This window comes from Streptomyces sp. NPDC057900, from assembly GCF_042887885.1.
Classification (GTDB): Bacteria; Actinomycetota; Actinomycetes; order Streptomycetales; family Streptomycetaceae; genus Streptomyces.
This window is the reverse complement of record NZ_JBHVOI010000001.1, coordinates 1,299,672-1,313,007: the sequence shown is the minus strand read 5'-3', so window position 1 is coordinate 1,313,007 and position 13,336 is coordinate 1,299,672. Positions and strand designations below refer to the sequence as shown.

Here is a 13,336-nt window from a genome sequence, read left to right as displayed (position 1 = left end):
TACCCGACCGGAGGAACCGCCGTGGCAGCCAAGCCCAGGTTTCGCAATGACGCAGACGCAGCATCCGACCCCGACATATCGGAGCCGGCCCAGTCCGACCGCACTCATCCGGTCGACGAGACCCTTCCCCCACTGAAGATGTTCACCAGCGGCCTCCAGCACGTGGCCGCGATGTACGCGGGTGTGGTGGCCCCGCCCATGGTGGTGGGCCCCGCCGTGGGGCTCACCCCGAAGGAGACCGCCTTCCTGGTGGCGGCGAGCCTGTTCACCGCGGGCATCGCCACCCTGCTCCAGACCCTCGGATTCTGGCGGATCGGTGCCCGGCTGCCGTTCGTCAACGGCGTCTCGTTCGCCGGGGTCACACCCATGGTCGCGATCGGCAAGGACCGGGGGCACGACGGCATCGCCGTCATCTTCGGCGCGATCATCGTCGCCAGCCTCCTCGGCTTCGTCCTCGCGCCCTACTTCTGCAAACTGGTCCGCTTCTTCCCGCCCGTCGTCACCGGCACGGTCATCACCCTGATCGGTGTCTCCCTGCTGCCGGTCGCCTTCAACTGGTCCCAGGGCGGCAACGCCACGGCCGACGACTACGGATCCACCACCAACATCATCATGGCGGCGGTCACCCTGGTGATCGTCCTCGCGCTGAGGAAGCTGCTCCGCGGCTTCCTCCAGCAGATCGCGATCCTGCTCGGACTCATCGCCGGCACGCTCATCGCGATCCCGGTCGGCATCACCGACTTCGGTGCCATCAAGGACGCCGACGTCGTCGGCTTCCCGACCCCGTTCCACTTCGGGGCACCGCAGTTCGAGATCGCCGCGATCGTCTCGATGTGCATCGTCATGCTGGTCTGCATGACCGAGTCGACCGCGGACATGCTGGCCCTCGGCAAGATCGTCGACCGCCCGGCCGACGAGCGAACCATCGAGGGCGGCCTGCGCGCCGACACCCTGGGCAGTGCCGTCAGCCCGCTGTTCAACGGCTTCATGTGCAGCGCCTTCGCCCAGAACATCGGACTGGTCGCGATGACCAAGGTCCGCAGCCGCTTCGTGGTGGCCACGGGCGGCGGCATCCTCATCGTGCTCGGGCTGGTCCCGGTGGCCGCGTCCGTGATCGCGCTCGTCCCGCTGCCGGTGCTCGGCGGCGCGGGCATCGTGCTCTTCGGCTCTGTCGCCGCGAGCGGCATCCAGACCCTGGCGACCGCCGCTCTGGAGAAGGGTGAGAACGCGCTGATCGTGGCCGCGGCCGTCGGTATAGGGCTGATCCCGATCGCCGCGCCGGACTTCTACCACGCCTTCCCCAAGGACCTGCTCGTGGTGCTGGACTCCGGGATCTCCACCGGATGCGTGGTGGCGATCGTCCTCAACCTGGCCTTCAACCACCTCGGCCGAAAGCCGGACGAGGAGGAGGATGCCGAGACGGTGACCGAGGAGCTCGCCAACGCGGCTCCGGTCAACGTGCACTGACGTACCGTCACAGCGCCGTGGCGCGTACGGCACCGCCCGCGAGGGGGAGCCGTACGCGCCACAGCCGTGCCCGGAACCGTCAGCCGATGTGGAAGCTGTCGCCGTACACCTTCCAGTCGAGCGGCGGGTCCAGGTTCAGATTGCCCTTCTTCAGGAACACCCGCTGGGCGGTGTCCACCCGGCTGGTGTCCGAGTGGGCCTCCTCCTGCTGCATGGCCCAGACCCGCGCGTCCAGGAAGGCGTTGAGGTAGGCGACCTCGTCGCCGCCCTGGGCCGGGGGCTTCGCCTTCGCGAGGGCACGCTTGCGGATGCTGCTGAAGCTGGTGCTGTCGCCGCCGTCGCCGTGCATGACGATGGCGTCGTAGTACGCGAACTGGCCGAGCGTGCCCAGTCCGTCGCTCTTGCCCCGGCCGACCGCCGGATCGAAGTACACCCGGTCGCGCTCGTCGTTCTGCGCCTGCTGGAACGCCGAGTCGGCCGCGGCCTTCTTCCAGGCGGCCTGGAAGCCGGGGTCGAGCCCGTCGTGCGAGTCGGTGCCGTCCACCTCGCGCAGCGCGGGCAGGTACTTCGCGAGCGGGTTGCCCGGCTCGCGCTGGGTGTACAGCTCCACCAGGTCCAGCATGTCGCCGGTGCCGGAGCAGAAGCCGATGATGCCCGCGGTGTAGCCGCGGCCGTCGTCGATGTCCTCGATGTACTTGTACTGGGACTTCCAGTCCAGCGAGGAGTTCTCCGCGCTGGAGACCAGCTGCATGGCGATCTCCTTCTTCGCCGGATCGTCCAGCCCGGTCGCGGCGGCCTCCTGGTGGTGAACGGCCGGCGGTGCGGGGGTGCCGGCGAATGCGGTGGCGGGAACAGCCGTGAGTGTCAGCCCGAGCGCGACGAGCGCGACGCGCAGCGTACGGGTGTTGCGACGTGCGGTGCGCTTGTGGGGAGCGTTCACCAGTCCTCCAAGGGAGTTCGTCGTTCCGACTCTTCTGTTAGGAAGCTTTCCTATCAGAGTCGAACGAGTGTCGTACACCCCTGTGACGCATACGAGTTGGACGCGGCCCGGAAAACGGTCCGTGGGCCGGTCCCGGCCGACGGGGCGGCCGGGTTACGGGCCGTCGATCCGGTAGCTGTCGCCGTACACCTTCCAGTCGAGCGGCGGGTCCAGGTTCAGATTGCCCTTCTCCAGGAATACCCGCTGGGCCGACTCGACCCGGCTGGTGTCGGTGTGCGAGGGCTCCTCCTCGCGCATCGCCGCGACCCGGACGTCCAGGAACGCGTCGAGGTACGCCCTCTCGTCGCCGCCCCGCGCGGGGGGACGCGCCTCGGCGAGCGCGCGGCGGCGCATGGTCCGGAAGCCGACCGTGCCCTCCGCGTCGCCCGAACCGTGCATCACGTAGGCGTCGTAGTAGATGAACTGGCCCAGCGCGCCGAGCCCGTCCGCCTTGGCCTGTGCGACCGAGGGGCCGAAGTACGACGCGTCCCGCTCCGCGTCCTGCGCGGAGCGGAAGGCGGCGTCACCGGCCGCGTCCGCCCAGGCCTCGGTGAACCGGCGGCCGAGCCCGTTGTGCGAGTCGCTGCCCTGGACCCGGCGCAGCGCCGGCCCGAACCGCTCCAGCGGGTTGCCGGGCCGGGCCTTCGCGTACCGCTCGACGACCCGGCGCATGTCGCCGGTGCCGGAGCAGAAGCCGATGATGCCCGCGGTGTAGCCGCGGCCGTCGCCGATGTCCTCGATGTACTTGTACTGGGACTTCCAGTCCAGGGTGGAGTTCTCCGCGCTGGAGACCAGCTGCATGGCGATGTCCTTCTTCGCCGGATCGTCCAGTCCGGCCGCCGAGGACCCCTTGCCGTACGCGGTGTCCGGACCGGCCCCGGAGCAGCCGCAGAGCACGGCCGCGGCCAGGGCGAGGGCGGCGGCCGGTGCGATCAGGGAACGTCTGCTGAGCTTCACCGCTCCAGCCTGCCAGGCCGCGGATGCGATACGTCCCGTTCGCGGCGTCCGTCAGCTGGTCAGGGGAGCGTGCCCCGGCGCACGGGCGTGTCAGTCGCCCGGCTGCCAGTCGGGGCGCCGGCCGCTGCGGGCGACGGCCCGGTCCAGCAGTGGCGCGTCCTGCGGCACCGGGACCGGCGGGCCGAACGGCGAACCGGCCGGCGGGCTGTCGCCCAGCTCGGCCAGCAGTGCCAGCGTGGAGTCCAGATGCGCCTCCTCCGCCCGGAACGGCTGCCCGGTCGACCTCGCCAGATCCCAGCCGTGCAGCACCAGCTCGTTGAGCGCGACCATGCCCGCGATCCCGCCCGGCAGATCCACGCTGCCCGCCCGGGTCATGCCCTGCCAGGCTTCCGGGGAGCGCCAGGCGGTGACCATCTCGTCCAGCGCCCGGGGCAGCGTGCCGCGCCAGCCGTCCGCGAGCACCATGTCCGCCACCGAGGGTGCCGTGTCGGTCGTCGCCCCCAGCTCCTTGTGCGCGGCATCGCGGAAGGCCACGGCGAGCCCGCCGATATGGGCGAGCAGGGCGCTCACGGTGACGCCGGGGCAGGGGGTCGGTGCCGACAGCCTCGTGTCGTCCACCGCGTCGAGCAGTCCGGTGATCCGCTGGGCCGCCGGTGCCAGGTCCTGTGGGGGAGCGGTATTCGTCTCGTTGTCCATGCAGGGCAGACTCCCCGGGCGCCCCGAACTCATCGCCCGGCGACGCGCCGGAGGGGCGGCGGCGGGGTGCACACCGGCATATTGCGGAAGGTTCCGCTCCGTCCCCTTGTCGGGGACCCCCGCACCGTGCGATACAGGTCTGGACCATTGCTGCCGGACGGAAGGCAAGACCGTGCAACGCCCCCACGCAACGGCCGCGTTGGCCTGCTCAGCCGCCCTGCTCCTCGCCACCCTCACCGCCTGCGGCTCCGAAGCGGAGGCCGACACCAGCAGCCCCACGGCGCCGCGCGGGGTGACGGTGCAGGCCGGCAGCGCCACCTCGGCGCACGTGATGTGGGAGGCGGCCACCGACGACAAGGCCGTCACCGCGTACGAGATCTACCGCAAGGACGAGAAGGCCGAGGCGGTCAAGAAGGTCAAGACCGTCCCGGCCGCCAGGGTGATGATCGACATCGACGGGCTGACTGCCTCGACCGCCTACAGCTTCACCGTCCGCGCCCGCGACGCCGCCGGAAACCTCTCCGCGCCGAGCGCCGCCGCCTCCGTCACCACCCCGGCTCCGACCCCGGCCGACCACGAGGCCCCCACCCGGCCGGTGCGGCTGCGCGGCAAGGCCGACGGCAGCCGGGCGGCGACGCTGTCCTGGGGCGGCTCCACGGACGACGTCGGCGTCACCTCGTACGACATCTACCAGGAGGGCTCGCGCATCCACACCGTGCCCGGCACCCGGACGACGGCGCACCTGACCGGACTGCGGCCCGGCACGGTCTACACCTTCACCGTCCGCGCCCGGGACGCCGCCGACACCTCGTCGAAGGACAGCGACGCCTTCGACCTCACCACCGCGTCCGCCCCCGGCGCGCCCGCCTCCACCGCCCCCACGGACCTGCGGATCACCAGCACCGCCCAGGGCAAGGAGTACGCCGTCGACCTGGACTGGAAGCAGCCGAGCACCGGCGGCGAGATCCCGGCCTACCAGCTCTACCTGGACGGCCGGCTGACCACCACCATCGTCTGGGGAGGCAAGCCGCCCGCGGGCCGGGCGAGCTACCGGCTGACCGTCAGCGACCCGCGCGGCACCCGCTACGCGATGAAGATCCGCGCCAAGCTCCCGGACGGGAAATGGGGGGACTTCTCCGCCTCGCGGACCGTGGTGCTGGGCGGCTGACCGGTCCTCAGCCGTGCGGGCGGCCGCCCCATATGATCCATTTGACCCCAGAACCTCACTGACGACTCCACGAGGAACAGGGGATGCGATGGACCTGGGCTCCCGCGTCGACGCACTGATGGACGGGCTCACCGCGGACCTGGAGCGGCTGACGGCCATCCCGTCCGTCGCGTTCCCCGGCTTCCCCGCGGAACCCGTGCGGCGCGCCCACGACCTGCTCGTGGACCTGCTGCGCGGTGCGGGCGTCGAACGGATCGAACGGCTCGACCTGCCGGACACCGCACCGGTCATCGTGGCCGAGGTCCCGCCGCCGACGCCGGACGCCCCGACCGTGCTGCTCTACGGCCACTACGACGTACAGCCTCCCGGCGACGAGAGCCTGTGGCTCTCACCGCCGTTCGAACCCACTCCCGTGGAGGGCGGGCTGCGTGCCCGGGGCATCGCGGACGACAAGTCGAACCTGATCGTGCACCTCGGCGTGCTGAGGGCGTACGACGGCCGGCCGCCCACGGGCCTCAGGATCGTCCTGGAGGGGCAGGAGGAGTACGGCAGCGCCTTCGACGACTACCCGCCCACGGACCCGGACCGCTTCGCCTGCGACGCGATGGTCATCGCGGACATGGGCAACCTCCGCCCCGGCAGCCCCACGCTCACCACGGGCCTGCGTGGCGCCGCCGAGCTGGTGGTCGAGGTGCGGACCCTGGACGAGCCCCGCCACAGCGGCGAGTTCGGCGGCGCCGCCCCCGACGCGCTGCTCGCCCTGCTCCAGGCGCTGGCCACCCTGCACGACGTGTACGGGGACGTCGCCGTCGAGGGCCTGCGGCGAGAGGAGTGGGGCGGTACGACGTACACCGAGGAGGAGTTCCGCGCCCTGGCCGGGGTCCGTGACGGGGTACCGCTCACCGGATCCGGCAGCCTCGGCGAGCGGCTGTGGAGCGGGCCCGCCATCACCGTCATCGGCATCGACGCCCCGTCCGTCGACCAGGCCGCCTCCGCCGTCGTCCCGTACGCCCGCGCGAAGCTGAACCTGCGCTTCCACCCCCAGCAGGACCCGGAGGAGGCGCTCGGGCTGCTCGTCACCCATCTGGCGGCACTGCGCCCGTTCGGAATCCCGCTCACCGTCACCCCCGGCGACACCGGCCCCGGATTCGAACCCGCGACCGGCGGACCCGCCTACCGGGCCGCGCTGACCGCCCTGCGCGAGGGCTGGGGCGCGGAACCCGCGTACGTCGCGAGCGGCGGCTCGATCCCGCTCGTCAACGGCCTCGCCAAGGCCGTCCCCGGCGCCGAGATCCTGCTCTTCGGCGCCCAGGACAGCATGTGCAATCTGCACGCCCCCAACGAGCGGGTCCTCTTCTCCGAACTGCGCTCCGCCGTCGTCGCGGAGGCCGCGTTCCTGCGGGAGTACGCCGCCGCGCACCGCGACGGGAGCGCCGCGTGAGCACGCTCGACACCGGAACCCCGACGGAGGAGAAGCCACCGGAAGGGCGGAAGTTCGTCTTCCCGAGCGCCCTGACCGTGCTGGTCGTCGTCACGCTCGCCGTCTGGGCGCTGGCCTTCCTGATCCCGTCCGGCGCGTACGACCGCACCAAGGACGGTGCGCCGATCCAGGGCACGTACCACCGCGTCCCCTCCGGCCAGAGCGTCGTCGACCGGCTGAACGACCTCTTCCTCTCCCCGGTCAACGGCCTGTACGGGGTGCAGGACGCCAGAACCGGCCAGGTCGGCCCGGACCTGGCCGGCGAACTGTACGGCAGCGCCGGCGTGTTCCTCTTCGTCATCGCGATCGGCGCCTTCATCACCGTCGTCTTCGCCACCGGCGCGCTCGACCTGGGGATCGGCCGCCTCGCCCACCGGCTGCGCGAGCGCGGCGCCCTGCTCATCGCGGGCGTGATGCTGGTCTTCTCGCTGCTCGGCACGGTCGAGGGCTTCGCGGAGGAGACCCTCGGCTTCTACGGGCTGATCGTCCCGCTGATGCTCGCCCTCGGCTACGACCGGATGGTCGCCACCGGCACGATCATCCTCGGCGCGGGCGTCGGCGTGCTCTGCTCCACGGTCAACCCGTTCGCCACCGGGGTCGCCTCCGCCGCCGCCGATATCTCGCTGGGCGACGGGATCGTGCTGCGCGCGGTGATGTGGGTCGTCCTGACGGCGGTGACGATCGGCTACGTCATCCGGTACGCCAAGCGCGTGCGCAAGGACCCGGACCGCTCGCTCTCCGGGTTTCTGCCCGGCGACCGCGAACACGCGGCGGCGGACACGGACGAACCGCCCGAACTGACCCCGCTCCACCGCCTGGTCCTCGTCCTGGTCGGTCTGACCTTCGCCTTCATGATCTTCTCCGTGGTCCCGTGGTCCAGCGCCCTGACCGGCAAGGCGGACGCCACCCCGTACGGCTTCGAGCTGGGCTGGTCCTTCCCGCAGCTCGCCGCGCTCTTCCTGGTCGCGGCCGTTCTGGTCGGCGTCGTCGCCCGGTTCGGGGAGCAGAAGATCAGCGCGACTGTCATCCAGGGCGCCGCCGACTTCATCTCGCCCGCACTGGTCATCGTGCTGGCCCGCGGGGTCACGGTCATCATGAACAACTCCCGGATCACCGACACCGTCCTGCACTCCATCGAGGGGCTGGTCTCCGGTACGTCCTCCGCGGTGTTCGCGGTCGTCGTGTTCGTCGTCAACCTGCCGCTGGCCTTCCTCATCCCGTCCACCTCGGGGCACGCGACGCTGGCCATGCCGATCCTCGCCCCGCTGGCCGACTTCGCGGGCGTCTCGCGCGCCGTCGTCGTCACGGCCTGGCAGGCGGCCAGCGGCTGGATGAACCTGTGGGTGCCCACGACGGCGGTGACGATCGGCGGGGTGGCGCTGGCCAAGGTGGGCTACGACAAGTACCTCCGCTTCGTCTGGCCGCTGCTCGCCGTTCTGGCGGTGCTGATCTGCGCGTTCGTTGCGCTGGGGGCGGTGGGCACGTCATAAGTGGTCTGTACCTATTGGTCTGTACCTATTGACGTGTTGGTCCAGACCATTTAGTTTCCCCTGTGCTCCATGGAACGAAGGACGCCAGCTCCCCCCTCAGGACCTCCTCACGGGTCCCTGCCACAAGGGAGAACCATGTTCGAGCACATGCCTCTCAGACGGAGAACGGCGACCGCGCTGGTCGCCGCACTCGCCCTCCTCCTCGCCCTGCTGTCCCTCCAGGCCACGCCCGCGCACGCGGCGGGCAAGCTGACGGCCACCTTCACCTCGGCCGACAACGGCCCCTGGTGGAAGGGGACGTACATCCTGCACAACGACACCGACGCGGCCGTCACCGGCTGGAGCCTCGAATTCGACCTGCCGGCCGGGGTCGCGATCGACAGCTCGTACAACGGCACCGTCACCACCCGGGGCAGCCACATCACGGCGGTCAACGCGCACTACAACGGCACGGTCGCCGCACACAGCACCACCGAGCCGTACAGCTTCTGGTTCGTCGCCACCGGACCGATCACCGCGCCCACCGGCTGTCGGATCAACGGCGACAAGTGCGACGGCTCAGCGGACGCCCCGCCGGGCGCCCCCGCCGGACTGAAGCAGACCGACGTCACCGCCCGCACCGCGTCGCTGTCCTGGACGGCCGCCACCGCCGGGGACTTCCCCGTGGCCTCGTACGACATCCTGGCGGGCGGCAAGGTGATGGGCTCCGCCACCGCCGCGACCTCCGCCACGGTCACCGGCCTGACCCCCGCCACCGCCTACTCCTTCACCGTCCGGGCCAAGGACACCCGGGGCAACACCTCCGCCGGGAGCGCCCCGCTGACCGTCACCACCGTCGACCCGGCCACCGACACCTCCCCGCCGACGGCCCCCGGCGCGCTGCACTCCACCGCCACCGACTCCTCGTCCGTCACGCTGGCCTGGACCGCCGCCACGGACAACCAGCGGGTCGCCGCGTACGACATCTACCGGGGCTCCGCCCTGGCCACCACGGTCTCCGGCGCCACGACCACCGCCACCATCGGCGGCCTGTCGCCCTCGACCTCGTACACCTTCACGGTCAAGGCCCGCGACCCCGCCGACAACGCCTCTGCGGCGAGCAACACGCTCACGGTCAAGACCGACGACATCGTCGGTGCGGGCAACTACGCCAAGGTCGGCTACTTCGTCCAGTGGGGTATCTACGGCCGCCAGTACTTCGTGAAGAACCTCCAGGACTCCGGGGCCGCCGGCAAGCTCGACATCGTCAACTACGCCTTCGCCAACATCGACCCCAACAACCTCACCTGCCTGAACGGCGTCACCAAGGGCACCACCGCCGACCCCGAGGACCCCGAGCAGGGCACCGGCGCCGGTGACGCGGACGCCGACTACACCCGCCCGTTCAGCGCCGCCCAGTCGGTCGACGGTGTCGCGGACGACGGCTGGGGCAAACTGCGCGGAAACTTCAACCAGCTGAAGAAGCTGAAGAAACTCCACCCGGACCTGAAGATCGTGGTCTCGCTCGGCGGCTGGACGTACTCCAAGTACTTCTCCGACGTGGCGGCCAGCGACGCGGCCCGCAAGAAGTTCGTCTCCTCCTGCATCGACATGTACATCAAGGGCAACCTGCCCGAGTACGGCGGCGCGGGCGGCCCCGGCACGGCGGCCGGCATCTTCGACGGCTTCGACATCGACTGGGAGTGGCCGGGCACCGGCACCGGACACCCCGGCAACCACTACTCACCCGACGACAAGGACAACCTCACCCTGCTCCTCGCCGAGTTCCGCAAGCAGCTGGACGCGCTCGGCGGCGGCCACCGCCTGCTCACCGCCTTCACTCCGGCCGACCCCCAGAAGATCGGCGACGGCTGGGACCTGTCCAAGGTCTTCGACTCCCTCGACGTGGCCAACGTCCAGGGCTACGACTTCCACGGCTCCGGCAGCGACAACTCCTGGGAACCCGACCGCACCGGTCACCAGGCCAACCTCTACAACGACGAGCAGGACCCGTACGACTTCCACTTCAGCGCGGACACCGCGATCAAGGCGTACACCGACGCGGGCGTCGAACCCCGCAAGCTGACCCTGGGCATCCCGTTCTACGGCCGGGGCTGGCAGAACGTCACCGACGGCGGCGCGGCGGGCGAATGGCAGTCCGCGGGCGGAGCCGCCCCCGGCCAGTTCGCCGAGGAGGCCGGCACCCGGGGCTACTCCAACCTCATCGGCGCCTACCCGACGATGACGGTCCATCACGACGAGCAGTCCATCTCCACGTACGGCTACACCGGCAACCAGTGGTGGTCCTTCGACGACACCTGGTCCATCGGCAAGAAGACGGCCTACGTGAAGGACAAGGGCCTGCTGGGCGTCATGGTCTGGGAGATGTCGGGCGACACCCCGCAGGGCACCCTGCTGGGCGCCCTCGACTCCGGGCTGAAGTAGCTGCCGGGAGGACACGCGCCGGCTCGCGGAGCCCCGCCGGGGCTCCGCGAGCCGGTGAGCCTGTTGTGGTGCGAAGTACTGGTGCGAATCTCCCTAAATCGATACTTTCCACGCATAGCGGTACGCTGATCGCGGTGCCCATGAAGGGGTCACCCTGCCCCAGCTCTATCGATGCGCGGGAGGAACCATGACCAACCCCGAGCAGGACCCGAACCAGCAAGAAGGCCCGGCGGACGGTGGCGCGGCGGGTACGCCGGGTGTTCACGACGGGGGTGCCGACGGCGGCGCCGACGGTGGTGCGGACGGCGGTGCCGATGGTGGCGCTGACGGCGGCGCCGATGGCGGTGCGGAGGGTCCCGCGGACGGTGGCGCGGCGGGTACGCCCGGTGTCCATGACGGCGGGGCGGACGGCGGTGCGGACCGGACCGGCAACGGTTCTTGAGCGGGCCCCGGAGCGAGCTCCAGGACCCCGGTGCCGCAACGGCGGGCGCCGGGGTCCTGGAGACACGTCTGACCCGCCTGCGCCGCGAGGAGTTCGCCCGTGACGTCTGGGCGCGCACGGCGCTGCTCACCCGTCGCGCCGACGACTTCTCGGACCTGTTCTCCGCCGACGCCGTGGACGAACTCGTCTCGCGTCGTGGACTGCGTACCCCCTTCCTCCGCGTCGCCAAGAACGGCGCCACGCTTCCCGCGTCCGCGTTCACCTCTTCCGCCGGCGTGGGCGCCACCATCTCCGACCAGCTCGACGACACCGCTCTGTGGCGCGAGTTCGCCGACGGCGCCACGCTCGTCCTGCAAGCCCTTCAGCGCACATGGGGCCCGGTCGCGGAGTTCAGCACCGGGCTGAGCAGGGAGCTGGGACACCCCGTACAGGCCAACGCGTACGTCACCCCGCCCCAGAACCGGGGGTTCGACGACCACTACGACGTCCACGATGTGTTCGTCCTCCAGATCGAGGGCAGCAAGCGCTGGATCGTTCACCGGCCCGTACACCCCGACCCGCTGCGTGACCAGCCCTGGACCGATCGCCGCTCCGCCGTCGCAGAGGCCGCCGGGGGTGAGCCCCACATCGACACCGTGCTCGGGCCGGGGGATGTCCTCTACCTGCCCCGGGGCTGGCTGCACGCCGCGCAGGCGCGGGGTGAGGTCTCGATCCACCTGACGCTCGGGATCCACAACTGGACCCGCTACGAGCTGGCGGAACAGCTCGCCCGGGCCGCACTCGCGGCGCTGCGCGACGACCCGGGCATGCGGGGTTCCCTGCCCCTGGGCGTGGACGGGCCGGGCGGCGAGATGGACCTGGTGCGCGAACGCCTCGTCGCGGCGGTCACGGAGTCCGACGCCGCTCCGCTGTTCCACCACGCGCGGCGGGCGCAGGGGCGGCCGGCGCCGCTGGGGCCGCTGGCCCAGCTCGCGGCCGTCGACGGACTCGGCCCCCGGACCCCCGTCCGGCTGCGGGAGGCACTGGAAGCCCGGCTGGAGGGCGGGCGGCTGACCACCCGCGTGGGCCGGCTCGACGTACCGGAGAAGGACCGGCCGCCGCTGGCCCGTCTGCTCGACGGCGAGGTCCGCACGGCCGGGGAACTCGGCGTCGAGCTCGCCGGGAGACTGCTGCGCGCGGGCGTGCTCGTGCCCGCCGGACCGTGACACCGCCGCGGTGACCCGGTGAGGGATACGGAGCGCTTCTTCTGCGCCGACGCCGCCCGGGACCGCGGCGACTCCATGACCGGCACCGCCCCGTACGGCCGCGTCTGGGTCCTCATCGAGTACCGGGGCGGATGGCCGGTCAACGGCTTCGACGGCCTCGATCTGCCGCCCGCCGTCAAAGCGCTCCTGTTCGCCTCCGCCCGGGCGGTCCGGGCGCGCGTCCTTCTGATCAGACGCCATGGACGCCGCAGGCGCGAGGGCCCGAAGTGCTGGGCGGTGCTGCGCCACGAAGGCTCCGGCGCCCATCGCCAGCAGTGGGGCACGTGGAGCCGGGACGAGGATCTGGCGGACGTCGCCAGAGCGCTCGGTACCCCGGAAGGGCTCGGCGCTCCGGGAGAAACCGGACTCCCGCCCGTCGTACTCGTCTGCACCCACGGTCAGCACGACACCTGCTGCGCGGTGCGCGGACGGCCCGTGGGGCGCGCCCTGAGCGAGCGCTGGCCCGACCTGGTGTGGGAGTGCACGCATGTCGGTGGTGACCGGTTCGCCGCCAATGTCGTCGTCGCACCCGACGGCGTCTACTACGGGGGTCTGGACGCCGGGTCATCCGTCGAAGTGGTCGGCGAACACCTCGCCGGACGCATCCACGCGGAATATCTGCGCGGGTACACGGATCTCCCTCCGCACCAGCAGGCGGCCGTGGCAGCCCTGCTCGGACGCTTCGGCCCGGCCGGCCGGCACGACTACACGGTCGCCGGGACCTCCCGCGTCGGCGCCCACTGGCTGATCCGGGTCATCGGTCACCGGCCCGGCCCGACGGCCTACGACGTCGAGGTACGGACCCACCGCACCCCACCGCACCAGCTGACCTGCCACGGCCCCGCGACGAGCTCCGCAGCCGTCCACGAGGCAACGTCGATCCGTATCGTCTGAAGGCATACGGATGCCCGCCGGGGCACAGACGAGATCCGTGCGTCGTTCGGTCAATCGTTCAATGCGGACGGAGCCGGGGCTGGGGCCGTTGAGGG

General features: G+C 71.3%; 11 protein-coding genes. 8 read left to right on the top strand and 3 right to left on the bottom strand.

Translation table 11 applies throughout. From position 1 onward, the window contains the following. The first annotated feature begins 75 nt into the window (after nucleotides 1-75). On the top strand, nucleotides 76-1,467 hold the full coding sequence (locus tag ACFVQ0_RS05380) for a nucleobase:cation symporter-2 family protein (protein WP_390085398.1): 1,392 nt from the start codon (nucleotides 76-78) through the stop codon (nucleotides 1,465-1,467). Nucleotides 1,468-1,546: 79 nt separating this feature from the next. Here ACFVQ0_RS05380 and ACFVQ0_RS05375 read toward each other — a convergent pair whose 3' ends face one another. The 3 genes from ACFVQ0_RS05375 to ACFVQ0_RS05365 all read right to left on the bottom strand — a co-directional run bounded on the left by ACFVQ0_RS05375 (nucleotide 1,547) and on the right by ACFVQ0_RS05365 (nucleotide 4,099). Continuing rightward, nucleotides 1,547-2,407, bottom strand: coding sequence for a chitosanase (locus ACFVQ0_RS05375; protein WP_390084759.1), 861 nt, complete (start codon nucleotides 2,405-2,407; stop codon nucleotides 1,547-1,549). A gap of 153 nt (nucleotides 2,408-2,560) precedes the next feature. Beyond that, nucleotides 2,561-3,403 (bottom strand): chitosanase, encoded by an 843-nt coding sequence (locus tag ACFVQ0_RS05370; RefSeq protein WP_390084757.1) that lies wholly within the window; start codon nucleotides 3,401-3,403, stop codon nucleotides 2,561-2,563. 90 nt (nucleotides 3,404-3,493) lie between these two features. Further along, entirely contained in the window at nucleotides 3,494-4,099 is a 606-nt protein-coding gene (locus ACFVQ0_RS05365) for a TIGR03086 family metal-binding protein (RefSeq protein ID WP_390084755.1), read from the bottom strand. Nucleotides 4,100-4,271: 172 nt separating this feature from the next. Here ACFVQ0_RS05365 and ACFVQ0_RS05360 point away from each other — a divergent pair, with 172 nt between their 5' ends. From ACFVQ0_RS05360 to ACFVQ0_RS05330, 7 genes are all read left to right on the top strand, one after another. Then, nucleotides 4,272-5,267 carry a fibronectin type III domain-containing protein gene (locus ACFVQ0_RS05360; RefSeq protein ID WP_390084753.1) on the top strand — a complete coding sequence of 332 codons (996 nt, stop codon included), beginning with the start codon at nucleotides 4,272-4,274 and terminating at the stop codon, nucleotides 5,265-5,267. An 88-nt stretch (nucleotides 5,268-5,355) separates the two neighbouring features. Further along, nucleotides 5,356-6,708, top strand: coding sequence for a M20/M25/M40 family metallo-hydrolase (locus ACFVQ0_RS05355; RefSeq protein ID WP_390084751.1), 1,353 nt, complete (start codon nucleotides 5,356-5,358; stop codon nucleotides 6,706-6,708). Further along, nucleotides 6,705-8,237, top strand: coding sequence for a YfcC family protein (locus tag ACFVQ0_RS05350; protein WP_390084749.1), 1,533 nt, complete (start codon nucleotides 6,705-6,707; stop codon nucleotides 8,235-8,237). The genes ACFVQ0_RS05355 and ACFVQ0_RS05350 overlap by 4 nt, the downstream gene beginning before the upstream one ends. A gap of 135 nt (nucleotides 8,238-8,372) precedes the next feature. Next, nucleotides 8,373-10,661, top strand: coding sequence for a glycosyl hydrolase family 18 protein (locus ACFVQ0_RS05345; protein WP_390084748.1), 2,289 nt, complete (start codon nucleotides 8,373-8,375; stop codon nucleotides 10,659-10,661). A gap of 187 nt (nucleotides 10,662-10,848) precedes the next feature. Continuing rightward, on the top strand, nucleotides 10,849-11,103 hold the full coding sequence (locus ACFVQ0_RS05340) for a hypothetical protein (protein ID WP_390084746.1): 255 nt from the start codon (nucleotides 10,849-10,851) through the stop codon (nucleotides 11,101-11,103). Further along, a complete protein-coding gene (locus ACFVQ0_RS05335) occupies nucleotides 11,100-12,308 on the top strand; it encodes a cupin domain-containing protein (RefSeq protein ID WP_390084744.1) in 1,209 nt (402 codons plus the stop codon). Before ACFVQ0_RS05340 ends, ACFVQ0_RS05335 begins: the two co-directional genes overlap by 4 nt. 18 nt (nucleotides 12,309-12,326) lie before the next feature. Continuing rightward, entirely contained in the window at nucleotides 12,327-13,241 is a 915-nt protein-coding gene (locus tag ACFVQ0_RS05330; protein WP_390084742.1) for a sucrase ferredoxin, read from the top strand. Nucleotides 13,242-13,336: the final 95 nt, after the last annotated feature.